Source organism: Streptomyces sp. NPDC004561, assembly GCF_053602155.1.
Genome location: NZ_JBSGDB010000001.1, coordinates 1 through 26184 on the forward strand (window position 1 = coordinate 1; position 26184 = coordinate 26184).

Genomic DNA, 26184 nt, shown 5'->3' on the forward strand with positions numbered 1-26184 from the left:
TGGTGTGGCGCGTCTGATCGGTGGCCACCAGGCCCTGCTGTTCTTCCCGTTGCTGACCCTGGAAGGCTTCAACCTGCACGTCGCGAGCCTGTGGGCGCGGCCCCACCGGCCGCGAAACTCCTCACTGTCCGCGTTCATCGCGTGATCCGCTGATGTGGGCGAAGCGACTCCCGGTGTTATTCAATGAGGTGTGCGGCCAGGGATCTCGGGGCCCCGTCGCACGGGTCCGAGTACGGCCCCGGCGCCGCGCCGGGGATTGCCGAGAGAGCCGCATGGACTCCACACCCTCCCCCTCGTCCTCCTCTCCGTTCGACCTGGTCAGCAGTGCCCTCGGGCGCTACATCCCGCGAAGCGGAGCGGCAGCGGCCGCCGGTCCTGCCGACGCGCAGGGTGACCGCCCCACCAGCCAACGCGTTCCCGACAACGGGGCAGCCGGCCGTCAGGACCAGATTCTCGGCGCGGTCAACCTGGACAGGGATCTGAGAATCACCCGCTGCAATCTGGACGCCCCCGTGTTCGCGGGCCTGGACGCCGTGGCCGGGAGTCCTTTCGTCGATCTCCTGCCCGCCGGGGACGTACCGACGGTCACACGGCGGTTGCGCCAGGTCCTGGAAACCGGTGAGGCGCACGTCGCCCGGATCCAGCGCCTGCGGCGGGCCGACGGATCGGAGCTGGTGGTCTCGCTGAGCATCCTGCCCGCCGCGATGCCTCAGGAAGGCCTGACCGTCTCCGTGATCGCCATGGCCAGGAGGCTGCACCTGTACGCCGCCGAGACCGCGATCGGCACCTCGCTGGACATCGGCGAGACCGCGCAGTCGCTGGCGGAGTCCCTGCTGGCCTGGGGAGACGTGGCCGCCATCGACCTCGACTTCGCCGTGTGGACGGGCGAGGGAGTCACCGAGCGGGCGCAGGGCCGCATCCGGCTGCGGCGGGCGGCCCTGGTGCCGGACCGTGCGTGGCCCGAGGGCTATGTGACTCCGGGCGACGATCTTCCCGGCGACGCGAGTCGCCTGCTGGCGCAGGCGGTACGGCGGGACGACGCCCCGCAGGCCATCGTCATACCCGACCGGGAGGCGGTCGAACGGGTGCTCGGCGGTCCGCGAGTGATGCGTGCCCTGGTGCCCGGTGACCGGTCGGCGGGTGTGGCGTGCATACCCCTGGTCCTGGACGGCGTGCCGCCTGTCGTGCTGGGCGTGGCGGAGGTCTGGCGGCGGGCGGACTCCCCCTTCCGCGACAGCGAGCTGTTCGAACTGCAGGAACTGGTGGCCAGGACCGCCCATCACGTCGACCTGGCCCGTCAGCACCAGCGCGAGCACACGCAGGTGCTGGCGTTGCAGCGCCGGCTGCTGCCCCGGACGGGCGGCGACACCATCGAGATCGCCAGCGTCTACCAGCCCGCCACCCCCGACAGCGCGGGTGTCGGCGGCGACTGGGTGAACAGCTTTCCGCTGCCGGACGGCCGTACCGCGCTGGTGGTCGGTGACGTCGTCGGACACGGCCTGGGAGCCGCGGCGACCATGGGCCAACTCAGCATGGAGGCCCGCGCGCTGCTGTCCGCGGGGCTGGCGCCCGACGAGGTGCTGGAACACCTGGACGAGACCGTGTCACTGCTGGACGACGCGGAGTCCGGGCTGGCGGCGGGCTACAGCGCCCTCGGGTCGACCTGCTGCATCGCCCTCTACGACCCGGTCAGCCACCGCCTGGCGCTGTCCAGCGCCGGCCACCTCCCCCCGGTCCTGGTGTCCCCCGACGGGCACGCGGGCCCGCTCACGGTCCGCCCTCATCCCGGCCTGGGCGCCGAGTTCGCGCTGCGGGAGCCGTTCGACGTGCACATGTTCAGCGTGCCCCCGGGCTCCCTGCTCGCCCTCTACACCGACGGCCTGGTGGAGGATCCGGCCCTGTCGATCGACGAGGGCATCGGCAGGCTGGCGGACGCCGTGTCCACGGTGCACCCCTGGGACGCCCTGCAGCGGGCCGCACGGCGCGTCGTCTCGGCGCTGGCGCCCGTGCGTCAGCGCGACGACGTGACCCTGCTGCTCGCGCGCATGATCGGCTACCGCAAGGAGGACAGCGCGACCTGGCGGCTGCCCGCCCGCGACGACGCGCCCGCCCGCGCCCGCGCGCTGGTCTCCGCGCTGCTGCGCCAGTGGCGCACCAGGGACGACACCCTGGACAACGTGTCGCTGCTGGTGAGCGAGCTGGTCACGAACGCGGTGCGCTTCGCCACCGGCCCCATCACGGTACGGCTGATCAGGGCCGGTCACGGCCTGCTGTGCGAGGTGGGTGACACCGGCAACGGCAGGCCGCGTCTGCGCCGGGGCGGCCTCCTCGACGACGGTGGTCGTGGCCTGAACATCGTGCACAAGCTCACCACCCGGTGGGGGGTGCGGTGGACGGACACGGGCAAGGTGGTCTGGGCGGAGGTCACGAGGTGACGCGACTTCGGATGCGAGCGCGGCGGGGGTACGGGCGACGTGCCCGTCAGCCGGCGCCACCGAGGGTGCGGACGGCACCCTCAGCGGTTCCGGTGTCGTGACCGGTGATGGGGACGGTCCGTCCGCCCGTACGGGTGGCGCGGGCTCGTACTACAGCCACTCCCCCTCCAGGGCGGTGGCGCTGAGGCCCGGTGCCGCCGCGTACAGGACGGCTCGACTGCCCGGCTTCTGCCCGGCGTCGTACGCCCGCCGCATGATGTCGAACACGGCGGCGCCTCCGCGGTTGCCGGTGGTGTAGCTGTCCCGGCTGTAGTCCAGCAGCCCCGACGGCCACGCGTCGGGCATCGTCTGCTCCATGTACTCCAGCACCCGCGTCCCGCCGGGGTGCGCGAGCAGCACGTCGGGGTGCCAGGAGTCGGGGTCGTCCTGGTAACGGCCGTTCAGCCACTCCCACATCGCGGTGACCGTCTCCTGTACGGCGCGCGGCCCACGTCGGTCCATCACGAAGTGGGTGCCGTCCGACCGCGTTTCCAGGCGGTGCAGGTCCTGGGTGCCGGGCAGGGTGTGGTGCCAGGCGGCGTCCAGCCGCAGCACCGACTCGCGCCTCTGGCGGCCCGTGACCACCATGGCGACCGCCGTGTCCGCGAACAGCAACCGGACGATCAGGGACTCGAGGGTGTCGTCCGCGGGCTGGTAGGTCGTGCTCAGCGCCTCAGAGATCACGACCAGGACCACTCGGTCGGGGTCCGCGGCCACGAGTTCCGCCGCCAGCGCCAGGGAGCGGGTGCCCGCGATGCAGGCCCACTGCGTGGCCGGCAGCAGCATCACGTCGTCGCGGAGCGAGAGCTTGTTGGCCAGGGCGATGTCCAGACCCGGCAGCGCGGGTGTGGTGGAGTGACTGGTGATCAGGCAGTCGACGTCCGCGACGTCCAGTCCGGCGATCTGCAGGGCCCCGCGCGCCGCGCGCTCCCCGTAGGACTGCACGGCCTCCCAGGCCGGCGCGGTGCGCTCCTGGACGGTCTGCGGCGCGGGTATCGCCTCAAGGGCGGCTATCACGCGGTCCACGTCCTCCTGGGTGAACCCGTCGCGTGCCAGCGCCTCTTGGGCCGGACCGACGCCGACAGACCCCAGAGCGCTGCCGTTGCCCGGCGCGACGGCGGTCTCCAGCGGCAGCATCCACCCGCGGGTCTCGATGCCGGTACTGGCCGCGATGCCGTCGATCCGCGGCGCCCACGCCGCGTGCGGGTGCCGGTCGCGGACCTCCGCCACGATCTGGCTGGTCTCCACGGCGTGCTCGCCGTGTATCACGGCAGGAGGACAGAGGTAAGCAGCCATGATGGCACCTTTCTTAGAGGGAACGAGGGGGAACGTCACGAGTGATGTGTCTTGGACCACTTTGGGAGTTCGTGCCCAAGAGCATGCCGATAGGCCCCACTTCGGAAATCGGTGGCCGTTTCGAGCATGGACGCTAATGGGACATTTGCGCTGTGACACAGACAACTCGGACAGCCATTTGAGGGCGTGACACGGCACACACCGCTGGAGCAGGGGGCCTTCAGAGAGGTTTCACAGGTCCCGACCTGACCGCCCGTCAGCCGGGGAGAGTGCCTGGTCATCGCGGAAAGGTCCGCCCCGGCAGCTGGACGCCGAACAACCCACCGCCGAACGGAACGCGCGACGACTACGCGCCAACGCCTGCGGAACTCGGCACCCGCTCGCCGTACCACAACGGCCGCACCGGCCCGAAGCGGCATGAGAGCAGTGCGGTCGCGCCTCCATACGGAAGGACCGGAACGAGGTCGCGCACCGCGACATCGGCATCAAGCTCATTCCGCAGATGCGACGGCCCGAGAAGGACGGATAAAGGGGGCGACCCAAAGCTGACGGCCCGTCCGAGAGTGATAAACGTCCTAGCCGAAGACGGTCGAGCCAACCTTCGGCCTGCGTGCGACTCCAAGCCGCCGCACAAGGCCTCAGCACAAGACCACGACGATAACTCAGGGTCATTTAGCGCTACATATAGTGTTTGATTGCAGCTATTCCTTGCCCGAGGTGAAATCGCTTAAAGTGAGCCGGATTAGGATGGATTCGGCGGATGTAGATCACTGCGGATACAGATCCGAAACGCATGCGGTCCAGCGGGCGAGCGGAGGCGACAGTCGACAGTGGTGAACACCAGAAACGGCGATGCGCACGACACCGACCCGTCCATGCCCTGCTTTCCCCATCCGCTGCGGCGGCCGCACGGCCTGGGGACCGTACAGGCCGTACGGACATCGGAGCGGCACCGTATGCGGATGCGGCTGCTCGACGCCGTGGACGAGGACCGGCGCGATGCCGAGGTGCTGCTGACCGCGCTCCAGCAGGCGGTGGCCGAGGCGCACGGCCTGGGCGGCATGGTGCATCTCCCGGGCGGCGGCATGAGCGGCATCCTCTACCTGGTCGCCGACAGCGGCCTGCCGGAGTCGATGGTCCGCCCCTGGTTGATCATCCCTGCGCGGGGCGCGGCGCCGCCCAGCAGGGCCGCCCGCGAGGACACCACCGCCTGGCAGCCCCACCTGGCCCCGCCCGACCCGGTGCCAGGCCGGGACCCCGCCGCTCTGTGGCCCTCCCGGCTCCCCACCGACATCGGTCACCTGGCCGTCCCCATCCCGGGCGGCGGCCGACGACGCGGCGCGCTCTCCGTCCTCTTCTCCCCGGGCGCCGAGCCCGGCCCGGCGGAGCGCGCATTCCTGAACGACGTGGCGGCCTGGATGTCCGGGAGGCTCAGGTCGTCCGGGATCCTCAACCCGTCCCCCACCCTGCTGCGCGCCCTGGAGAACGGCCCAGGACCGCTGGAGGCTCCCCCGCTGGACGCGGAAGGGGCGCTCTCCATCACGTACACCTGGGACCTGCGCACCGGTGAGCTGACCGCCGACCGACCCGTCGAGGAGGTGCTGGCCGGCATCGATCCGGACGTGATGGCCGGCGGCATCGAGGCGTGGGCGGCGCTGATCCATCCGGACGACCTGCCAGGTGCGGTGACCGGCTTCGACATGGGCATCCAGCACCGCGGCGGTTTCCAGGACGAGTACCGGATCCGGCGACAGGACGGCACATACCTCTGGATCGAGGCTCGCGCCCGGACGCTCACGGACGAAGCGGGGGCGCCGGTGAAGGTGATCGGCACCCTCCAGGACAGCAGCGAGACGCACACCGCAGCCGAGTCGGTGGGGCGGGCGCTGCGGCACATGAGCGACGGCTTCGTCTCCGTGGACAGGGACTGGCGCATCGGATTCCTCAATCAGGCCGCCGAACGGCTCCTCGGCACCGCCGGGGATGTCGCCGGAGCCCTGCTCTGGGACATTTCCGCGCTGCATGCGGTGCCGGAGCTGGAGCAACAGTGCCGCGCCACGGTGGCCGAGGGCCGCCCGGCCGGCTTCGACGTACCGGGGCCGGACGGGACGTCCTGGTACCACCTGCGGCTGGTGCCGGTGCCGGAGGGCCTCACGCTCTACATCACCGACACCACCGAGCGGCATCTGCGGGAGGCTGAGCGGGCCGCCGCGGAGCAGGCGGCCGCTGATCGCGCGGCCCTGGTCCAGCGGACCACGCGGGAGCTGGCCGAGGCGGTCACGGCGCAGGATGTGATGGCGGCGGTGGCCGACGGCGTGATGGCACCCCTCGGAGCCACCGGGCTCATCATGCTCGACGTGGTCGGCGACCGGCTGACCGTGGTCGGCTCCCGGGGATACTCGGAGCGCTTCATCCGGCTGCTGGACGGGCACTGGGCGGTGAAGGACGCCGCCGGCCCGGTGGGGGACGCACTGCGTACCCGCACCCCCCTCTTCATCTCCTCCCCGGAGGAGTGTCTGGAGCGATACCCGACGACCGAGACCCTGCTCCGGGAAGGCGGCAAGCAGGCGTGGGCCTTTCTGCCGCTGGCGGTGTCGGGGCGCGAGATCGGCGCGGCGGTGATCTCCTTCGGCCGGCCGCGGGAGATGGACGACGTCGAGCGAACGCTGTTGACCGCGCTCAGCGGACTGATCGCTCAGGCCCTGGAGCGGGCCGGGCTCTATGACGAGGCGACGACCCGGGCCCGTACTCTCCAGCGCAGCCTGCTGCCGCAGGCACTGCCCGAGGTGCCTGAGGTGACGACGGCAGCGCGCTACCAGCCGGCCAAGCAGGGGGCCGACGTCGGCGGTGACTGGTACGACGTGATCCCGCTCTCCGCGGCTCGGGTGGCGCTCGTGATCGGCGACGTCATGGGCCACGGCATGGCCGAGGCCGCCACCATGGGCCGGCTCCGCACGGCCGTCCGCACCCTCTCGGAGCTGGAGCTGCCACCCGACGAAATCCTCGGGCACCTGAACGACATCGTCGGCGACCTGGGCAACGACGTCTTCGCGACCTGCCTGTACGGCATCTACGACCCGGTGACCCGGCGTCTGTCGTACGCAAGCGCCGGTCATCCGCCCCCGGCGGTGGCCCACCCCGAGGGCCCCGTCACCTTCCTGCCCATGACCCCGGACCCGCCGCTGGGGGTGGCGGCTCCACCGTTCGAAACCCTCGAGACCCTGCTGCCCGCCGGCAGCCTGCTCGCCCTCTACAGCGACGGCCTGGTCGAGAGCAAGGACAGGGACGTCACCACGGGCATGAGCCGCCTCGCCGAGCTGCTCCTCGAGTCCGTGAACGCCACGCCGACCTCATCGGCGGACGCGTCCGACCTGGACGCCCTCTGCGCCACCCTCACCTCGGCTCTCCTCCCCGCCCACGGCGCGCTGGCGGACGACGCCGCGCTGCTGCTGGCCCGCACCCACCCGATGGACGCGGAGAACGTCGCGGAGTGGCCGTTGCCGGAGGATCCGATGGCGGCGGGCCAGGCCCGTGAGCTGGTCCGCGCCCAGCTCACCGACTGGAACCTGGCCGATGAGGACCTGATCATGACCACCGAACTCCTGGTCAGCGAGCTGGTCGGAAACGTCGTCCGGCACGCCTGCGGCCCCGTTCGGCTGCGGATGCTCCGCAGCCGCACACTGATCTGCGAGGTGTCCGACGCCAGCCTGACCACGCCGCACATCCGCCACACCTCCGCCACCGACGAGGGTGGCCGAGGCCTGCAGCTCATCTCCGCACTGTGCCAGCGCTGGGGCACGCGCCACACCCGAACCGGCAAGTCCATCTGGACCGAACAGCCCTTGCCTCCGGCCCCGGATTGACCTTCGGCTCGGAGGCACGGTGCTCTGACACTCGGCAAGTGCTGAGGGCCTCATTGTGCCGGTCCTGCTCGTGGCACTGGCCGGCCGACCACGACGACCAGGCGGAGTCTGCGTCGATTCAGTACGCGCGGGCCGGTCTGTCCGACTCGCCACACAAGGACCTTGGCGTACCGGTGATCCGCCCTGCCATGGCCTTCATATGGCGGGGTCTCCTCGTATCCGCACCGCGTGTACAAGGCCCGCGCCTCGGTGAGTTGGGTGTCGGTCTCGCACACGACTGAAGCATTACCTCGGCCACAGCTGTGCCAATGACGGGCTCCGGCTTGATAGTCCAGGTAGGCATGCAGGCCTTGGTCCCGGACCGACCGCAAGCCGCCCACCGTTCTGTCGCCAGGCACAACCGACTGCCGGCCACAGCCAGAGTTCAATGAGGGAGAGTTGGCGATTAGACGTGTGCGCCACCTCGCGAGACAGGTGGCCGGCTGCCGAACTCCCCTGCCGGCCGCCGTACATGACCGCAAGACTCGACTCGCCGGCCTCTCCGTGGCGCAGACCTGTCGCAGGGTAGGGGTCCCCGACAGTTCACCAGCTCTCCGGCCCCGGCCCGCTGGCGAACGCCACGCTGCGTATGGCGTTCTCCGACGCCGGCCTCCACCGCATCGACGCTTTGTTCCGGCGCGAGACGAGAACCGGCCCGCCGCCGTCGTACCAGCGCTCCCTCCCGCCCTCGGGCCCGCACCCGCTCCGCACTTCCCTTCCGGCGTTCGCGCCGTCGTGCTGGCTCGTTGGCGGGGCCCTCAGGGCTGTGAAACGCTCGATTTGTGGCGAATCCACCCCTCGTCTGCACGTCGATCTCGAGCGAGTGAGCCGGCCCGTCTGCCGGGATTCCACCCGAATCCGGGCTCCCGTTCGGGAGTAAGGAACAGCCATGACGACGACCGAGCACATTCACGACCGCGACGGCCAGAGTGATCCCACCTTGTACCGCACCCCGGCGGATGCCGTCGCCGCACCCCCGGAGAAGCTCGCCTATGTCGTCGGGTTCGACCCGACCGCACAGCGCGCGGACGCGTTGTTCACCGTCGACACCGACCCCGGATCCCCGGCATACGGCCGCGTGGCCTCCCACGCCGAGCTGCCCGATCTGGGCAACGAACTGCACCACTTCGGCTGGAACGCCTGCTCCAGCGCGCTGGCGCACGCGGGCCACCACCACGCTGCGCGTCGGTACCTCATCGTCCCGGGACTGCGCTCGTCCCGGCTGCACGTCCTGGACACCACCCCCGATCCCGCCCGTCCCCGCCTGGTCAAGGTGATCGAGCCCGAGGAGCTGGCCGCCAAGGCCGGATATTCGCGCCCGCACACACTGCACTGTGGCCCCGACGGAGTCTTCCTGTCCTGTCTGGGCGGCGCGGACGGTGCCGACGGACCTGGCGGCATCGCGCTCCTGGACCACGAAAGATTCGAAGTGCTGCGCGCCTGGGAGACCGACCGCGCCACGCAGCGGCTCGCGTACGACGTCTGGTGGCATCTGCGCCAGAACATCGCTGTGACCAGCGAGTGGGGGGCGCCCTCGATGATCGAGGACGGTCTTGTCCCCGAACTGCTGCTGGATCGCCAGTACGGCCACTCACTGCACTTCTGGGAGCTCGACTCGGGCCGGCACCTGCAGCGCGTCGACCTGGGGGACGAGAACCAGATGGTGCTGGAACTGCGCCCGTCGCACGACCCCGAGGCGACGTGGGGGTTCACCAACACCGTGATCTGCGTGGAGGACCTGTCGGCATCGGTGTGGCTGTGGAACCGGGAGGGCGATGACTTCATGGTCCGCAAGGTGATCACCGTCCCGGCCGAGCCCGCGCAGCCGGAGGACCTGCCCCCGGCGCTGAAGCCGTTCGGCGCCGTGCCGCCGTTGATCACCGACATCGACCTGTCGGTGGATGACCAATGGCTGTACGTATCCGCATGGGGAACCGGCGACCTGCTCCAGTACGACGTGAGCGACCCGTTCCATCCGAAGCGGACCGCGGCCGTGCGTCTCGGCGGCATCGTCGGCCCGCAACCGCACCCCGCCGAGCCGGACGTGCCGCTGACGGGCGGGGCGCAGATGGTCGAGCTCAGCCGCGACGGGCGGCGCGTGTACCTGACGAACTCCCTGTACGCCGCCTGGGACGAACAGTTGTATCCCGCGGGCATCGATCCGTGGATGATCAAACTCGACGCCGACACCTCGCACGGAGGACTCGCGGTCGACAGCCGCTTCTTCCCGCACGGCGCGGACTTCCTCGGCTTGCGCGTGCACCAGGCGCGGCTGCAAGGCGGCGACGCCTCCTCGGACTCGTACTGCTACCGCAGCTGACGGAGCCGGTGCGCCCGGCTGCCGCACACGTAAGCCCGCCGCCCTCGCGGGAGGGAACATGCTCTCCGTGGCCTGCGCAGTTGGCGCGCCCACCGCCGACGGAACCGGATGGCAGTTGCCCTCCACCGAAACGCTGGTGGCCGTGGTCCTGGTGGCCCTGGCCACGGTGGTGGGCGCCTGGACGGCGCGGCGGGGATCGGGCCGGTCGGGGCTCCTGCTGGCCGCCGCGTCGGGGATACTGCTGATCATCGCGGTCCTCGATCTACTGCCCGACGCGTGGGACGAGGCCCATGAGGCCGGCGTGCCGCCCTGGGCCGTGCCGCTCACCGCGCTCGCGTCGTACGGGGTGATGGGTGCCGTGATCCGTATCGGCTGCCCGTGCGCGCTGGGGCGTGCGGGTGGCATCGGTGCCGGATCGGCGCTCGCACTGCACCGCTTCCTGGAGGGGGCGACCCTTGCCCTGACCGCCTCGTTCGTCGTGGTGGCGGCTCTCCTCGTGCACGCGGCCGGCGAAGGCCTGGCGCTGGCCGCTCTGCTTCGAGCGCCGCCGAGGCGGCGCGTGGCTCCATGGATCGGGCTTGCCTGCTTGAGCCCGGTCGCGGGAGCCTTCGCGGCGAGCGCGCTGCCCATTCCGGACGGCCTCATGCCGTTGCTGCTCGCTTTCGTCGCCGGCGTGCTCGCGCAGGCGGCGTGGGTGGCGCTCAGACTCGCCCACAAGCAGCGGCCCACGGACCGGCAAGCCTTCCCGATCCCGGCTACGGCGGCCATGACTGTCGCGGCCGTCCTCACCGCGGTGGTCCTCCTGGTCGGGGCGACCCGCCGCTGAATCCTCGGCCGCCGCTGGTAGGGATGGGCGGTCTTCTGGCCGGGTGTGAGCTTGTGGCGCGGGTGACGGTGAAACCGGTGACGATCACGGCCGGCCGGCTTTTCCGGTGCGGCGCTGGATGGGGATGAGGGTGGCGTCGATCATCTAGTCGTTCGGGCCGGTAGCCGACGGTGGTACCTCGACGACGAAGAAGAGGAAGCACGCTTTGGTCGAAAGGTCATGGAAGTCGTCGGGGAACAACTCGCGGGCGGCAGGGTCGGGCTGCGGCTCGCTGATGGTGGAAAGACGGAAGCCGGCGGTGGTGAAGGCATCGGTCATCGCGTGCAGTGGTTTGCGCCAGAACCTCATCGGGGTGGACTGCCCGTTGAGCGTCCAGTCGAAGGAATAGCTGGTGGTGGCAAAGTAGTCGGGCCGAGGATCCTGGATCGTGTAGGCCACGAAAGGGTGGTCCACCGACGCGATGAGCCGGCCGCCGGGCCTGAGCACTCGCCGCAACTCGGCCAGCGTCGGCCCCCAGTCCTCCAGATAGTGCAGCACCAGCGAGGCGACCACGTCGTCGAACGCACCGTCGGCGAACGGCAGGCGGTCGCTCAGGTCGACGACGTGCAGGGCCACCTCGTCACCCAGCCGCCGCCTGGCCAACTCCAGCATCCCTGCGCTGGCGTCGATTCCGGTGACGACCGCACCCCGGTCGCGCAGTGCGGCCGACAGGGGGCCCGAGCCGCAACCGGCGTCCAGGATCCGGCGACCGGACACGTCCCCGGCCAGGGCCAGCGTCGCGGGCCGCGCGTAGTACGCGTTCACGAGGTTGTTCTCGGTTTCCGCCGAGTACGCCTCGGCGAAACTGTCGTAGTCATTCACCCGGGCCGGATCTGCCGACTGGGCGGGACTCTCGGGCACATCGGAGACTCGTTCCATCGTCGCAGCCTAGTAGTCACATGATCCGCCGGGCGGGCTTCGGGCAGGCAGCCTGCACCACGCGGAATCCTCTCCGAACCGAACAGAACCTGATCAGCTGGGGTGTCCGACGGCAGTGCCGGCGGGGTGCCGTCGAACGGCTCGGACGCGTCGGGCATCCTGGGGTGGGGCAACGCGATGGTGAGGGGAGCTTTGGTGGGCGAGCACGCACGTGGTTCGCGTGACGGGGAGGCATCCGGGATGTCTCCGCAGCTGCGGCTGGACGTCCTGCTGGAGGACCTGCAGCAGCAGGTGGCCCAGGTACGGACGGCTCGGGACCGGGTCCACACGTTGCTCGACGCCGTACTGGCCGTGGGCTCCGACCTCGACCTCGAGGTGGTGCTGCACCGAATCGTGGAGTCGGCGGTCACTCTGGTCGACGCCCAGTACGGAGCGCTCGGTGTGGTGGGCGAGGAAGGCGCGATCAAGCAGTTCATCACGGTCGGCATCGACGAGGAGACCATCGCCCGGATCGGGCACTATCCGCATGGCGCGGGCATCCTCGGCCTGCTGATCCGGCACCCGGAGCCGCTGCGCCTGGCGAACCTGGCGGACCATCCGGCGTCCGCGGGCTTCCCGGCCGGGCACCCGCCGATGACCGGTTTCCTCGGTGCTCCGATCCGGGTGCGCGACCAGGTGTTCGGCAACCTGTACCTGACCAACAAGAGGAGCGGCGCGGAGTTCGACTCCGACGACGAGGCGGTGCTGCGGACCCTGGCGGCGGCCGCCGGCGTGGCGATCGACAACGCCCGGCTGTACGACGAGGCGCATCGCCGGCAGCGGTGGCTGGCGGCCAGCAACGAGCTGACCCGCAGCCTGCTGTCCGGTGCCGAGCCCGCCGTGGTGCTGGAGTCCGTCGCCGCCACCGTGCGGGAGATGGCCGGCGCGGACCTGGTCACTCTGGCGGTGCCGGTGGGCGACACCGGGGAGTTGGTCATCGAGGCCGCGTCGGGCACGTCGGCCGACGCGGTCCGCGGGTTGGTGCTGCCCGCGACGGCACTGGCCGCGAAGGTCTACGCGTCCGGGGAGACGATCACCAGCGAGGCCGTGAGCGCGGACCCGCGCGCCGAGGGCGGCAGCGCGTCGGTGGTGGAGCTCGGACCGGCGTTCTTCGTCCCGCTCGGCACCCGGGAGCACGTCCGCGGCGTTCTTCAGGTGGCGAACCTGCCGAGCGGCTCCTTCTTCACCGATGCCGTGGCGGACATGGTGACCGGGTTCGGCAACCAGGCCGCGCTGGCGCTGGACGTCGCCGAGCACCGGCAGGACTCCGAGCGCATGGTCGTCCTCAACGACCGCGACAGGATCGCCCGTGACCTGCACGACCTGGTGATCCAGCGGCTCTTCGCCGGTGCGCTGACACTGCAGTCCACGCTGGGACGGGTTTCGGACCGGCCGGAGGCGAGCGAGCGGATCCAGCGGGTCGTGGACGACCTGGACGACACCATCAAGATCATCCGTTCCACCATCTACGGCCTGCGTGAACACGATCGGGCCCGTGGCGGCAGCGGACTGCGAGCCCAGCTCGTGGCGGCCACCGAGCGGGCCACCGAGGCGCTCGGCTTCGCCCCGGCGCTGCGGATGACCGGGCTGCTGGACACGACCGTCTCGGCCGAGCAGGCCGAGCAGTTGCTGGCCGTGCTCGGCGAAGCACTGTCGAACGCGGCCCGGCACGCGCACGCCACCGGCATCGACATCAGCGTCGAGGTCACGGACATGGCCCTGAAGCTCCGCGTCGCCGACAACGGCCGAGGGATCGACCCGTCGGTGACACGGCGCAGCGGCCTGGCGAACCTTCGCCAACGCGCCGAGGAGATGGGTGGCACGTTCGCCCTCTCCGCGAACCACCCGAGCGGCACCGCCGTCGAGTGGGCGGTGCCGCTCTCCGACACGGTCTGACGCCAGCCCGCCCATGGGGCACCCCGCGCACCCTCGCTTCTCGGGATGCGGCGTGCGTACCGGCCGGCGCAGGCCTGGCGCGCGAGCGCGCCGGACCGGGTCGTAAGGGGCTCCCTGCGGAAGCCCGGCGGTGTTTCAGGTGGCCGGCCGGAGCAGGGTGCTGCCCGCCTCGGCGCGCGCGGCATCGACCGCGTCCCACTCCTCGGTGCCGAGGTTGGCGAGTGCGGCGGGGAAGACGCCGTCCTGTTCCTTGAGGATGTGGTCGCGCAGCACGGCCATCGCGTCCATCAGCCGGTCCGGCCAGGTCGGGTCCGAGGGCGTCGCCCCTGCGCCGGCCTCGGCCAGCACCGCCTCGACGTGACGGTGCTCGGCCTCCAGCGCGGCGATCTGGTCGGGGAAGTCCCCGGCCAGGGCGGGGAACAGGCCGTGTTCCTCGACCTGGGTGTGGGGTTCGAGCACCCTCGTGATCTCCCGTGCGAGCTCCGCCATCCGGACCACACCGCCCGCCTGGTGGGCGAGGCGGAGGTGGCTGATGAGGCGGATGACCTCGTCGTGCTCCCGGGTCAGTTCATCGATGGCCGTCAGCGACTGGCAGCCGCAGTACTCGCACACGGGACTTCTCCTTCTCCCTGAAACGGTGGTTGTTCCTCGACTCGCCGGAACCTTGTTCCTGTCGACTCGCCCTCACACGGTGGTGTGTGCGGTGCGGTGAGGGCGCCGGCGTCCGGGGCGCTCCTTCTCCTCGTGGCCTTCGACCGCGGCGCGCACACCGGTGAGGGTGTAGGCCAGCGCGGCGGCGGCCACGACCGCGAGCAGGGCGAGCCCGGCCGCGTACGTCCCGTACTCGCCGTACAGCGAGCCCATCACCAGCGGGGGCAGGAAGCCCCCGAGTCCGCCGGCGGCACCGACCACGCCGGTGACCGAGCCGACCTGGTCGGCCGGCGTCAGCAGGGCCACCAGGGCGAACGTCGCTCCGCTGCCGGCGCCGAGTGCGGCGGCCATGGCCAGGAAGGCGATGGTGCCCATCGGCGCGAGGGCCGGGGTGAACGACTGCACGACGGCTCCTGCCACCATCACCGACAGCGCCCCGGCGAGCACCCGGGTCGGGCCCAGCCGGTCGGCCAGCCAGCCGCCGACCGGGCGCATCGCGACGGCGAGGAGTACGAATCCGGCCATGCGGTTCGCGGCGTCGGCCTGGGTGAGGCCGTAGCCGGTCTTGAGGTAGGTGGGCAGGTAGACGGAGAAGGCCACGTACCCGCCGAACGCGACCGCGTACAGCGCGGACGCCTGCCAGGTGATGCCCAGCCGGGCGGTGGCGGCCAGCCGGCGTGCCAGCGGCTCGGTCGGCACGGTGCGGCCGGGCGCGTCGCGCAGCAGCAGCGCGGCGGTCACGGCGTAGGCGCCCAGCACCGCGGCAGTGATCAGGAACGGGGTGGACATGCCGTGCGCGTTGACCAGCTTGACCGTGGTCAGGGCACTGATGGCGGTGCCGCCCATGCCGGCGCCGAAGACGCCGATGGCCAGACCGCGCCGCTCCGGCGGGAACCAGGCATTCACGAAGGGCACGCCGACGGCGAAGGCGGTGCCGCCGATGCCGAGGAAGAATCCGCCGGCCAGCAGGGCGGCGAGGGAGGAGTGGGCGGCCAGGCCGAAGTAGAGCACCGGCACGATGGTGGCCGCCGACACGAGCGGGAACATCACCCGCCCGCCGAACCGGTCGGTCAGGGCGCCGACCGGAATACGGCCCAGCGAGCCGACCACGACGGGCACCGCCACCAGCAACGACTGCTGGAACGAGCTCAGGTCCAGGCTGTCCTTGAACCGCGGGCCGAGCGGGCTGAGCAGCGCCCACGCCCAGAAGTTGACGGCGAAGCCGACCGTGGCGAGCGCCAGCATCAGCCAGGCGCGGCCCGGCACCGGCTGGTGCGCCCCCGGTGTTCCGTCGTTTCTCTCAGACCGTCGAAGCACCATCGTGTCCCTCCCGATCACAGTGATCCGGCCGTTCCGCGCTCCAACGGCTCGGCGGCCCGAGTCAAGGCTTCGTGATTCCGGGCTGTCACGCAGGGGGCCGTCGGTGCCTCGTGCCGGTCCGGCCGGTCCTCGCGCGGGGACCGTATGGGCCGCCCACCGGGCGGCCCATCAGGGCCGATGGGCCCTATCCGCATACCGACGGCCTCCCGCGCGGTCCCGGGTGTGACGGTCCTGAGCGTCCACGGTCGTGCCGCCCGCGCGAACGGGCCGGACGCCACCATCACGCATGACCGCACGGCTCCTCGGGCACTCACGCCGTGCGTTCGCTTCGCGGCCGGGCAGAGGGCGGCCATGAGGGCCGTCCGGCCCTGGCCGGGCCCCGGCCGCGTGAGAGGGTAGGGAGCGATGTCCCACAACGACGGCTTCCGCGCACTCGATCGGCGTGACTGCCTGCGCCTGCTGGCCAAGGCGCCGGTCGGCCGCATCGTCTACACCCGGGAGGCACTGCCCGCCGTCCTCCCGGTCAACTTCGGGCTGGACACGGACTCCTCGGTCCTGGTGCGCACCTCGGCCTCCTCCGAGCTGGTCCGCGCGGTCGACGGAGTCGTGGTGGCCTTCGAGGCGGACGAGTTCAACGCCGCCGAGCGGTCGGGCTGGAGCGTGGTCGTCACCGGCCGGGCGACCGCCGTGTCCGATCCCGCCGAACACGAACGCCTCTCCCAGACCGGTCCGCGTTCCTGGGTGGTCACCCAGGACTGGATCTTCCTGCGCATCGAGGCCGAGATGGTCACCGGGCGGGAGATCAACGGCACGCCCGGCACAGACTGATCCCGCCGCGTTCCGGCTCCTCCCTGTCCACAGCAGCCGTCCGGACCCTTGGCACGACCCGAGCCGGCTCAGGTCACCGGTGCCGGACCGCTGCCTGTGGGGCGGGCCCGCTCAGCTCAGGTGAGGCGGGACCGCCTGCGCGCAGGCGCGCGGTGTGCGGTCACCGTCCGGGCCGTAACCGAACCGGATCAGCACCTGCGGGCAGCACCGCCGCTGCGGCAGGCAGGCCGCCGCCCGCAGGTCGGGCCATTCCATCGCCTGGTGCAGCATCGAGGTGCGCACCCCGCGCGCGGTCGCGGTCAACAGCACGCGCTCCAGGGCCTGGCCCGCCCGTAGCCAGTCCTCCCGCCTGTCGCGGGCCGTCCACAGCAAGGCCACCTGGGCATGGCGCTCGAAGTGCCGGGCCGGGCGCCGCGGTACGGGCAGTCGGCCCGTGAAGTCGCGCATCGGCATCCGCCCGTCCGCGTCCTGCGGGCCGACAGCGGTGAGCGGGATGCCATAGGGGACGTGCGCCCCGGGGGCGGTGATCCAGGCGCGGGACTCGGCGATGCGCGCCGGGTCCGCCTGGTTGCGTGCCTCGGCCGCAGCGGTGAGTCCGAGCAGCAGCCGTGTTCCGGCGAAGTCCGGCACGTAGAGTCTTGCCCCCTCGGCCTGGGCGGCCTGGGCCATCTCCGTCACGACCGCCTCGGGCACCGGGCGGCCGGTGAACGGCATCCGGCTGGTGTGGCGCCGCTCGACAGCCGGGTACAGCAGCCGGCAGTCCGACAACTCCTCAGCTGGCAGGGTGAGTTGTACGGTGGCCAGCAGGCCGGGATCGCCGGGGTCGGGCAGGAGCCGAACGGCTGGGGCCCAGCCCAGGTGTGCGACGGCCACCCTGAGGTTGAAGACCGCGGCGCCCACGGACAGGTGCTGGGCGCGCCGCTGCGGATCGGCGAGCGGCAGCGCTCGCCGGTCGTCGGCGCGGACCTCGACGGACCGGGTGGCCGCCTGCATCCCGAAGCTCCACGGCTGGGTGTTGTGGATCGACGGTGCCGCCACCGCCGCGGTCATCAGGGTCTCCAGCGCGGAGGCGTCGATCTCCCGGGTCTGCATGGTTGGCTCCTCAACTCCGGGGCGGAGCCGCAGGGTGAAATGAGGCTCCCCGTGTGTCATCGATTCTCGGTCGCCGCGGGAGGCATGCCGAGGGCCGTCGGTCCCGAGCCGCGGACCGGACGGCCCCGGCTCAACTCCTTGTTCTTCGCCGGCCGTTCCGCGGGGTCACCTCTGCCCATCGGGCGGGGCGACGGCTGCGCACCGGGGTCACGTGGCGGGCAGGGCGGTGGCGAGCAGGACGACGCCCAGCGAGCCGACCAGCGACGCGACGGCCAGGGCACGGGCGAGTTCGGCGCGACCCTTGGCGTACGCGATGCCGTGCCCGGCCGCGAGGAACATCACCAGGACGAACAGCCCGAGTTTCGTCGCCAGAGTGCGTCCGTAGCCGGGATCGGCGAGCGATCCCCATGTGACACCCTTGTGCCAGGCCATGGCCCACCCGGTGCCCAGTTGCAGGGGCAGGAACACCGTCCCCGTCAGGAGCCCGAACCGGCGGCCCGCCGCGGCTGCGAACCGGTCCCTGGCCTCCGCGGACAGCATCCGGCGGCCGAGCGGCAGCACGACCAGGGTCAGGGCCAGCTGTCCACCGACCCACAGGACGGCGCCCGTCACATGCAGGAAGCGCAGCAGGGACCACAGGCTGACGGTGCCCACTACTTGCTCACCTCCACCATGCCCGTCGCCCCGGCCTCTGCGTGGCGCATGTCGTGGTCGACGAAGGAGTAGTGGCCGGCCGCGGGGAACGTCGTTTCGACGAAGCCGCCCTCGGCCACCTCCAGGTCCAGGACCTGTGCGCCGCCCGGTCGCCCGGGCGTGAGCAGATAAGCGCCCTCCTTGTACAAGGTGTCGAAGACGGTGCCGACGATGTGGAAGGAGACGCCGTCGCTCGGTCCGGCGGCCACCACCCAGAAGCGGGCGCGCTCGCCGGCCTTCACCTTCAGCGGTGCCTTGGCGTACTGGGCGGCGATGCCGTCGAACACCCAGAGGTCCGGCGTGTCCTGACGCATCTTCGACAGCTGGGCCGCGCTGCCGGGGGTGCCGAGGTAGAGCTCGGAGGAGACCAGCACGTACTCGTGGTCCACCTTCGCCAGGCCGGGCGGGTCGACGATGACGGCGCCGTACATGCCGTTCCCCATGTGTTGCAGCATGGGCGCCGTACTGCAGTGGTACAGCCACGCACCGGCCCGGTCGGCGCGGAACCGGTAGTGCAGGCGCTGACCGGGCTGGACGGAGCGCATCGCCTGGTCGGGGGCTAGGGAACCGGCGTGGAAGTCGATGCCGTGCCCCATGGTGGGATCGTCATTCACGAGCGTGACCTCGAAGACGTCGCCGACCCTTCCGTGCAGGGTGGGTCCGGGCGCGGTGCCGCCGAAGGTCCACATCTGCTGCCTGACGCCCGGGGCGACCTCGACGGTGCGACGCACTGCATGCAGCTCGACATGGTGCACCGTCGCGCCTGTCACCGGAGCCAGGGCGGCATCGCGAGGCCGCCACCCGTGGGAGAAGTCGGCGGCGAGGTCCGGGCCGCCGCCGGTACCGGCCATGGACATGGGGCCGCCGTGCCCCGAAGTGGCCTCTCCTGTAGCCGAGTTCACGACGATGTCGAGGGTCATGCCGGCGGCACGGTGTCCGGGCAGGGTGCACCATGCGGTGCGGTTCTTGGTGACCTGCCCGAGATACAGCATGCGGCTTTCGCCCGGGGACAGGAGTGGAGTGGCGGGGCCGCCGTCGACCTTCAGGTCGTGGCGCTGGGCGTCCTTGTTGGTGACCTTCAGGTTCAGCACGGTTCCCCTGGTGACCTCGATCCGGCTGGGCCGGATGCGCAGGTCGGCCAGGGTGACGTCCACGGTACGGGTGGCGGTGACGGCGCCGCTCCCCGTTCCGGCGGCGACGGCCGGCCCGTCCGTCCCGGCGCCGCTGTCGGCCACCATCACGGCCAGCACGATCAGCACGGCGCCCGCCGCGGTGCCCAGCAGGGCCGGGCGTCGCGACGGTCCGCCCTCTCCCGCACGTCGGGCGCCCCTGGCGAGGACGCGGGCCGTCGGCACGAGGAACGCGGCTCCGGCCACCGCGGCCAGCAGCATGCCGGTGGTGCCGAGCACGTCGGGCAGCGGGAGTGCCAGCAGCGCGACACCAGTGTTGAGGGTCGCCAGGCGGACCGTCCAGCCGCGCTCCAGCACCGCCCGGAGCACGGCGCGTTCCCCGGGTCCGGTGCCGAGCACGATCGGCAGCAGATAGGTCAGCGCGCCGATGAGGACCTGTGCGACGAATCCGGCGAGCCACACCGGGACCAGGGCGGAGACACCGTCCGGGGCCTCGGCCGGGCCCCGGGCGGCCAGGATCCCGGCGTCCGCGACGACGCTCGCGAGCAGCCATCCGGTGGCCGCACCCAGCGTCCAGGCCGCCGCGGCCGAGACGGGACGGCGTCGGCGCACCGTGCGGACGAACACCTCGACCGCGACGCCCGCCCCGGCCGCGTACATCACGACGCCGGTCACGGCGGCCCAGCGCCAGCCGGCCGCCAGTGCGGCGGCCGCGGTGACGAGGCCGCCCCCGGTCAAGGCCAGCGCCCGGCGCGCCGCCTTGGTGGTGCGCTCGGCCATGCGCACGCCCAGCACGGTGGGCCACAGCATGAACAGGGTGCCCAGCACCGGCAGTCCGATCCAGCCCAGCAGCATCACATGGATGTGGGCGAGCCGCAGCCCGGCGTAGTGCCGGGGCCCGGCGTGACCGGTGGCCAGCAGCCAGCCCGGAACCGCGCCCAGGATCAGTGCGGCCGCGGCCGCCCGGTAGAAGCCGACGACCGGAGCGAGTCGTCCGCCCAGCGCGCCCCGGCCCATGCGCACCAGCACGACCAGATGGGCGGTGATCGCGGCGGCCAGCAGTGCGCAGGCGATCCCGGTGAGGACGGGGAGATCCGCCCACACGCCGGTCAGCACGCCCGCCACGGCGAGGTTCACCGCGGCGAGCCGGGCATCGCTCCAGCGCTGGTCGGGGAGCTTCGCGTGCAGCAGGGCGACGGCGAAGTGCTCGCTCCAGACCACGATGGCGGTGGTGGCGGCGCCCAGCAGGAACAGGTGGACAACCAGCCAGCGGGCGACGGGCAGCGTCTGTTGGACGGTGGCCGCCAGGAGCGTCAGGGCGAGCCACACCACGACGACGATGTGGGCGCGCAGGTGCCGGGCTTTCAGGCCGGACTGCCTGAACCTGCTGGGGTACCGGCCGCCGGTGACTCGGGGGCCGTCGTGCTCGCCGTTCACGATGCTCCTTGCCCCTGTGCTCCGTGTTCGACGGGAGGTCGATCCGCAGGGGGGCCGCCGGGGTGGTCGGCCATCAGGGCCGCCAGTTCCCGCTGGTAGGGGAAGGATCCGGGCCGATAGCCGCACCAGGGCTCCTCGGCGTACGGATCGCCGGTGACGCCGTAGGCGCGCGAGCGTGAGCCGCCGCAGACGCGGCGGAACTCGCAGGCCCCGCACCGGCCGCCCAGCCGGTCGGCGTCCCGCAGGCCGGTGAACAGCTCGGAGGTGCGGTAGATCTCGGCCAACGGGCGGGTGCGCACGCTGCCGGCGCCCAGGGGCAGGAAGCCGCTGGGGTGCACGGTGCCGGTGTGGGACACGAAGACGAAGCCGCGGCCGGCGTTGACGTCCAGCGGTGGCCGGCGGGCGCGCCGGCCTCCGGCGTCCAGGCCCAGTTCGGCGACGCGGTCGCGCAACTCCCGGTAGAGCGGCCCGAGTTCCAGAACGGCCATGTGGTCGTCGCCGGTGTCCGCGAGCACCTTGCGCTGGAGTGCGATCCGGCGGAAGTGGTGGGCCTCGGTGGTCTTGGCGGGCACGGACATGCCCACGTCGTACACGAAGTTCAGCACGTCCTCGGTCTCGGCGGGGGTGAGCACGCCGAGTTGCCGGCCGCGTCCGGTGGGCACCAGGAAGAAGGCGCTCCACAGCATCGCTCCGTGCTCGTGGACGAGTCGTACGACATCCGGCAGGTCGTGCAGGTTGTGCCGGGCGACCGTGGTGTTGATCTGTACTTTCATGCCGAGCTCGCGGGCGGTGTCCCAGGCGTCCAGCGTCCACCGGTACACCCCGGGCACACCGCGGAATCCGTCGTGCAGGCCGGCGGTGGAGCCGTCGAGGCTGAGCGACAGCCCTACGGCACCGGCCGTGTGCACCTCCCGCAGCCGCTCGGGTGTGAGCGTGGGGGTGCCCGAGGGGGACACGGCCACGCGCACTCCCGTCTCTCCCCCGTACTCGATCAGCTCCAGCAGGTCGGGGCGCTGGAACGGGTCCCCGCCGGTGATCACGAACAGGGGCGCGGGCTGTCCGAACGCGGCGATCTGCCGGATCAGGTCCTTGGCGGCGGTGGTGTCCAGCTCGCGCGGGTCGCGGTCGGGCACGGCCTCGGCACGGCAGTGCAGGCAGGCCAGCGGGCAGGCGCGGGTCGACTCCCAGATCACGATGAACGGCTTGTCCCCGACGTCCTGGTGCTGTCGGCGGATCGCCCGGGCGCCGCTCACCGGGTCCTCCGTCCCATGCCGGTGCGCGTCGTGCGTCCGGCCGCCCGGGAGTCAGGGCAGACGTGTCGGGCGGCCGGACGGCGACCGGGCCGGCCCGTGCGCAGCATCCGTGACGGGGGATGACGGGGGAGACAACGGCACGGATGCTGGTTGCAGTGGTACACGGGTTACCTCCGGATCGGTCGGTGATCAGCATCCGGCGTCGGTGCGGTCCGACGCAGCGGCCGACCAGCCCTTCGTGATGGGCCGACAGTCCCTCGATGCGGAGCCACGACCGGAACCACTCCCGAACCCGAACGAAACGGGCCTCATTCCGCAGAGGCGGGCGGCGTACAGGGCCGGTGGGACGGGCAGCGAGGGCCGTTAGGCCCAAGGTGCCGGCCGTGACCAGAACCTAACGTTCACGACCATGGAGAACGACCAGGAGGTACGGCCGGCCCGCTCGCACGTCGAGCGAAGCTGGCCGCTGGCCACGCGCAGACTGCTGAGCCGCCGTGAAGTCTCGGCCGACGGACGTGCCGTGTTCGGCCAAGCCGACCCCAAGTGGGAGGGCTTCTACCGGAACCGGTGGGCGCACGACAAGGTGGTGCGCTCCACGCACGGCGTGAACTGCACCGGTTCGTGTTCGTGGATGGTGTACGTCAAGGACGGCATCATCACCTGGGAGCACCAGGCCACCGACTACCCGTCGATCGGCACCGACTGTCCCGAGTACGAGCCCCGCGGTTGCCCGCGCGGTGCGTCGTTCTCCTGGTACACCTACTCCCCCAGCCGGGTCCGCTACCCCTATGTGCGGGGCGCGTTGCTGAAGCTGTGGCGTGAGGCGCGGCGCAGGCTCGGGGACCCGGTGGCCGCATGGGCGGAGATCACATCCGATCCGGCGAAGGCCCGCGCCTACAAACGGGCCCGCGGCAAGGGCGGTCTGGTGCGCGCCGAATGGGAGGAGGTCGCCGAGCTGGTGGCCGCGGCCCATGTGCACACGATCAAGACGTACGGGCCCGACCGCGTCGCCGGCTTCTCCCCGATCCCCGCGATGTCCATGGCCTCGTTCGCGGCCGGCTCCCGCTTCATGTCACTGATCGGTGGCACGCTCCTGTCGTTCTACGACTGGTACGCCGATCTGCCCGTCGCCTCCCCGCAGGTCTTCGGCGACCAGACCGACGTCCCGGAGGCGGCGGACTGGTGGAACGCGGGCTATCTGGTCATGTGGGGGTCCAACATCCCCGTCACCCGCACCCCGGACGCGCACTTCCTGACCGAGACCCGCTACAACGGCACCAAGGTCGTCGCCGTCAGCCCGGACTACGCCGACAACGTCAAGTTCGCCGACGAGTGGCTCGCCCCGCACCCCGGCACCGACGGAGCGCTCGCCATGGCCATGGGGCATGTGATCCTGCGGGAGTTCCTGGTCGACCGTGAGGTGCCGTACTTCCGGAAGTATCTGCGGAGTTTCACCGACGCCCCCTTCCTTGTGACGCTGCGCGAGCATGACCAGGGTCTCGTCCCGGACGGGTTCCTGACCGCCGCCGATCTCGGGCACGACACGGAGAACGCCCGGTCCAAGACCGTTTTCCTCGACGCGGTCACCGGCGAGTACGTCGTGCCGAACGGCTCGCTCGGCTTCCGGTGGGGGGAAGCCGAGCGGGGCCGCTGGAACCTCGATCTGGGCGATGCCGTACCCGAGTTGACCCTGCTCGAATGCGCGGACGAGACCGTGGCCGTGTCGCTGCCCCGGTTCGACGAGGGCAGCACGGAGGGCGGCTCGGTCATGGTGCGCGGGGTGCCCGTGCGGCGGATCGGCGGGCGTCTCGTCACCACGGTCTTCGACCTGATGCTGGCGCAGTACGGGGTAGAGCGGCCCGGCCTGCCGGGCAACTGGCCGTCCTCGTACGACGACGCGGCCGAGCCCTGCACCCCGGCCTGGCAGGAGACCATCACCTCGGTCCCCGCGGAGCAGGCGGCCCGGATCGCCCGGGAGTTCGCCCGCAACGCCGAGCGCACCGAGGGTCGTTCGATGATCGCGATGGGTGCGGGCACGAACCACTGGTTCCACTCCGACACCATCTACCGCGCGTTCCTCGCGCTGACCACGATGACCGGCTGCCAGGGCGTCAACGGCGGCGGCTGGGCGCACTACGTCGGCCAGGAGAAGGTGCGTCCGCTGACCGGCTTCCAGCACCTCGCCTTCGCCTTCGACTGGCAGCGGCCCACGCGGCACATGGCCGGCACCTCCTACTGGTACCTGAACTCCGACCAGTGGCGCTACGAGGCGTTCGGGCCCGACGAACTGGCGTCCCCGCTCGGGCAGGGACGGTTCCGGGGCAAGGGGTTCGCCGACTGCCTGGCGCAGGCCGTAAGGCTGGGGTGGACACCCGGCCACCCCGGCTTCGACCGCAACCCGCTCGATCTGACGGACGAAGCGGCGCGAGCGGGCCGGCCGGTCGCCGAGCACGTCGTCGACGAACTGAAGTCGGGCCGGCTGCGGTTCGCCGTCGAGGACCCCGACGACCCCGCGAACTTCCCCCGCGTGCTCACGGTGTGGCGGGCGAACCTGCTCGGCTCCTCCGGCAAGGGCAGCGAGTACTTCCTGCGCCACCTGCTGGGCACCGACGCGGCCGTCCGCTCGCAGGAGACGCCGCCCGAGGACCGCCCGAAGGACGTGGTGTGGCGGGAGGAGGCTCCGGAGGGCAAGCTCGATCTGCTGGTGTGCATGGACTTCCGGATGACGTCCACCGGGCTCATGGCCGACGTGGTCCTGCCGGCGGCGACCTGGTACGAGAAGGACGACCTGTCGTCCACCGACATGCACCCCTTCGTGCACGCCTTCACCCCGGCCATCGCCCCGCCCTGGCAGGCCCGCACGGACTACGACACCTTCCTGACCATCGCCGACAGGTTCAGCGAGCTGGCCGAGGAGCACCTGGGGACGCGCACGGACGTACTGGCCGTGCCGCTCCAGCACGACACCCCCGACGAACTCGCCCAGCCCGGCGGTGCCGTACGGGACTGGAAGACCGGCGAGTGCGAGCCCGTCCCCGGCCGCACGATGCCCAGGCTGGTCACCGTCGAGCGCGACTACACGGCCGTGGCACAGAAGATGCGCGCCGTCGGCCCGCTCCTCGACAAGCTCGGGACGACCACGAAGGGCGTCACCGTCCACCCGGGCCGGGAGATCGAGGAGCTGCGGCACCGCTGCGGAACCGTCCGTGACGGGATCGCCGAGGGCCGGCCCTCGTTGGCGACCGCCTCCGACATGTGCGAGGCGATCCTCGCCCTGTCCGGAACCACCAACGGACGTCTGGCGACCGAGGGTTTCCGGGAACTGGAGCGGCAGACCGGCAGCGAGGGCCTGGTGGAACTCGCCGCCGAGCGCGAGGCCGAGCGGATCACCTTCGCCGACGCCCGCACCCAGCCTCGGGCCGTGATGACGTCGTACGAATGGTCGGGCTCGGAGACCGGAGGCCGCCGGTACTCGCCCTTCGTCATCAACGTCGAGCACAAGAAGCCCTGGCACACCCTCACCGGCCGGCAGCACTTCTTCATGCAGCACGACTGGATGAGCGAACTCGGCGAGCAACTGCCCGTCTACCGGCCGCCGTTGAACACACCACGGCACTACGGCGACGAGCACCTTCATGAAGACGGGCGGGCGGAGGTCACCGTCCGCTACCTCACCCCGCACTCGAAGTGGTCCATCCACTCGAACTACCAGGACAACAAGTACATGCTCGACCTGTCCCGCGGCGGCCCGGTCATCTGGATGTCCACCGCCGACGCCGAGAGGATCGGCGTCGAGGACAACGAGTGGGTCGAGGCGTACAACCGCAACGGCGTCGTGGCCGCCCGGGCGGTGGTCACACACCGGATGCCCGAGGGCACGGTGTACATGTACCACGCGCAGGACCGCACTGTGAACGTGCCGAAGACCGAGGTGAGCGGCAGGCGCGGCGGCATCCACAACTCCCTGACCAGGCTCCTGCTCAAGCCCACCCATCTGGCCGGCGGCTACGCGCAGTTCACGTACGCCTTCAACTACTACGGCCCGACGGGCAACCAGCGCGACGAGGTCACCGTCATCCGCCGTCGCTCGCAGGAAGTGGAGTACTGAG

At 71.4% G+C, this 26184-nt stretch carries 15 protein-coding genes; 7 read left to right on the top strand and 8 right to left on the bottom strand.

Annotated features, from left to right (window positions below; all coding sequences use genetic code 11):
• Window positions 1–272: 272 nt before the first annotated feature.
• On the top strand, window positions 273–2435 hold the full coding sequence (locus ACWEN3_RS00005; protein ID WP_452963645.1) for a SpoIIE family protein phosphatase: 2163 nt from the start codon (window positions 273–275) through the stop codon (window positions 2433–2435).
• Window positions 2436–2585: 150 nt separating this feature from the next.
• Here the strand turns inward: ACWEN3_RS00005 and ACWEN3_RS00010 are convergent, their stop codons facing one another.
• Complete coding sequence (locus ACWEN3_RS00010) at window positions 2586–3770, bottom strand: type III polyketide synthase (protein WP_452963647.1); 1185 nt, start codon at window positions 3768–3770, stop codon at window positions 2586–2588.
• Between the two features lie 833 nt (window positions 3771–4603).
• Here ACWEN3_RS00010 and ACWEN3_RS00015 point away from each other — a divergent pair.
• From ACWEN3_RS00015 to ACWEN3_RS00025, 3 genes are all read left to right on the top strand, one after another.
• Window positions 4604–7633, top strand: coding sequence for a SpoIIE family protein phosphatase (locus ACWEN3_RS00015; protein WP_452963649.1), 3030 nt, complete (start codon window positions 4604–4606; stop codon window positions 7631–7633).
• Between the two features lie 928 nt (window positions 7634–8561).
• Complete coding sequence (locus ACWEN3_RS00020) at window positions 8562–9992, top strand: selenium-binding protein SBP56-related protein (protein WP_452963651.1); 1431 nt, start codon at window positions 8562–8564, stop codon at window positions 9990–9992.
• 58 nt (window positions 9993–10050) lie between these two features.
• A complete protein-coding gene (locus ACWEN3_RS00025) occupies window positions 10051–10818 on the top strand; it encodes a hypothetical protein (RefSeq protein ID WP_452963653.1) in 768 nt (255 codons plus the stop codon).
• Window positions 10819–10962: 144 nt separating this feature from the next.
• Here the strand turns inward: ACWEN3_RS00025 and ACWEN3_RS00030 are convergent, their stop codons facing one another.
• Window positions 10963–11736 (bottom strand): class I SAM-dependent methyltransferase, encoded by a 774-nt coding sequence (locus tag ACWEN3_RS00030; protein WP_452963654.1) that lies wholly within the window; start codon window positions 11734–11736, stop codon window positions 10963–10965.
• 240 nt (window positions 11737–11976) lie between these two features.
• Here ACWEN3_RS00030 and ACWEN3_RS00035 point away from each other — a divergent pair, with 240 nt between their 5' ends.
• A complete protein-coding gene (locus ACWEN3_RS00035; protein WP_452963656.1) occupies window positions 11977–13671 on the top strand; it encodes a GAF domain-containing protein in 1695 nt (564 codons plus the stop codon).
• 135 nt (window positions 13672–13806) lie between these two features.
• On the opposite strand, the gene ACWEN3_RS00040 is transcribed toward ACWEN3_RS00035, so the two are convergent.
• Together ACWEN3_RS00040 and ACWEN3_RS00045 are read right to left on the bottom strand one after the other, a co-directional pair.
• A complete protein-coding gene (locus ACWEN3_RS00040) occupies window positions 13807–14283 on the bottom strand; it encodes a hemerythrin domain-containing protein (RefSeq protein ID WP_452963658.1) in 477 nt (158 codons plus the stop codon).
• Between the two features lie 72 nt (window positions 14284–14355).
• Entirely contained in the window at window positions 14356–15567 is a 1212-nt protein-coding gene (locus ACWEN3_RS00045) for a nitrate/nitrite transporter (protein WP_452963767.1), read from the bottom strand.
• Between the two features lie 480 nt (window positions 15568–16047).
• Here ACWEN3_RS00045 and ACWEN3_RS00050 point away from each other — a divergent pair, with 480 nt between their 5' ends.
• Window positions 16048–16470, top strand: a complete 423-nt coding sequence (locus tag ACWEN3_RS00050) for a pyridoxamine 5'-phosphate oxidase family protein (protein ID WP_452963660.1) — start codon at window positions 16048–16050, stop codon at window positions 16468–16470.
• A 111-nt stretch (window positions 16471–16581) separates the two neighbouring features.
• Here the strand turns inward: ACWEN3_RS00050 and ACWEN3_RS00055 are convergent, their stop codons facing one another.
• The 4 genes from ACWEN3_RS00055 to ACWEN3_RS00070 all read right to left on the bottom strand — a co-directional run bounded on the left by ACWEN3_RS00055 (window position 16582) and on the right by ACWEN3_RS00070 (window position 22075).
• Window positions 16582–17562: an Acg family FMN-binding oxidoreductase gene (locus ACWEN3_RS00055; protein WP_452963662.1), complete on the bottom strand. Its 981-nt coding sequence runs from the start codon at window positions 17560–17562 to the stop codon at window positions 16582–16584.
• 207 nt (window positions 17563–17769) lie between these two features.
• A complete protein-coding gene (locus tag ACWEN3_RS00060) occupies window positions 17770–18216 on the bottom strand; it encodes a hypothetical protein (protein ID WP_452963664.1) in 447 nt (148 codons plus the stop codon).
• On the bottom strand, window positions 18216–20822 hold the full coding sequence (locus ACWEN3_RS00065) for a multicopper oxidase domain-containing protein (RefSeq protein ID WP_452963666.1): 2607 nt from the start codon (window positions 20820–20822) through the stop codon (window positions 18216–18218). The genes ACWEN3_RS00060 and ACWEN3_RS00065 overlap by 1 nt, the downstream gene beginning before the upstream one ends.
• Window positions 20819–22075, bottom strand: a complete 1257-nt coding sequence (locus ACWEN3_RS00070; protein WP_452963668.1) for a TIGR04053 family radical SAM/SPASM domain-containing protein — start codon at window positions 22073–22075, stop codon at window positions 20819–20821. The genes ACWEN3_RS00065 and ACWEN3_RS00070 overlap by 4 nt, the downstream gene beginning before the upstream one ends.
• 409 nt (window positions 22076–22484) lie before the next feature.
• On the opposite strand from ACWEN3_RS00070, the gene ACWEN3_RS00075 reads away from it, so the two are divergent.
• The gene (locus tag ACWEN3_RS00075; RefSeq protein WP_452963670.1) at window positions 22485–26183 is read left to right on the top strand and encodes a nitrate reductase subunit alpha; all 3699 of its coding nucleotides are present in this window, start codon (window positions 22485–22487) and stop codon (window positions 26181–26183) included.
• The last annotated feature ends 1 nt before the right edge of the window (window position 26184 follow it).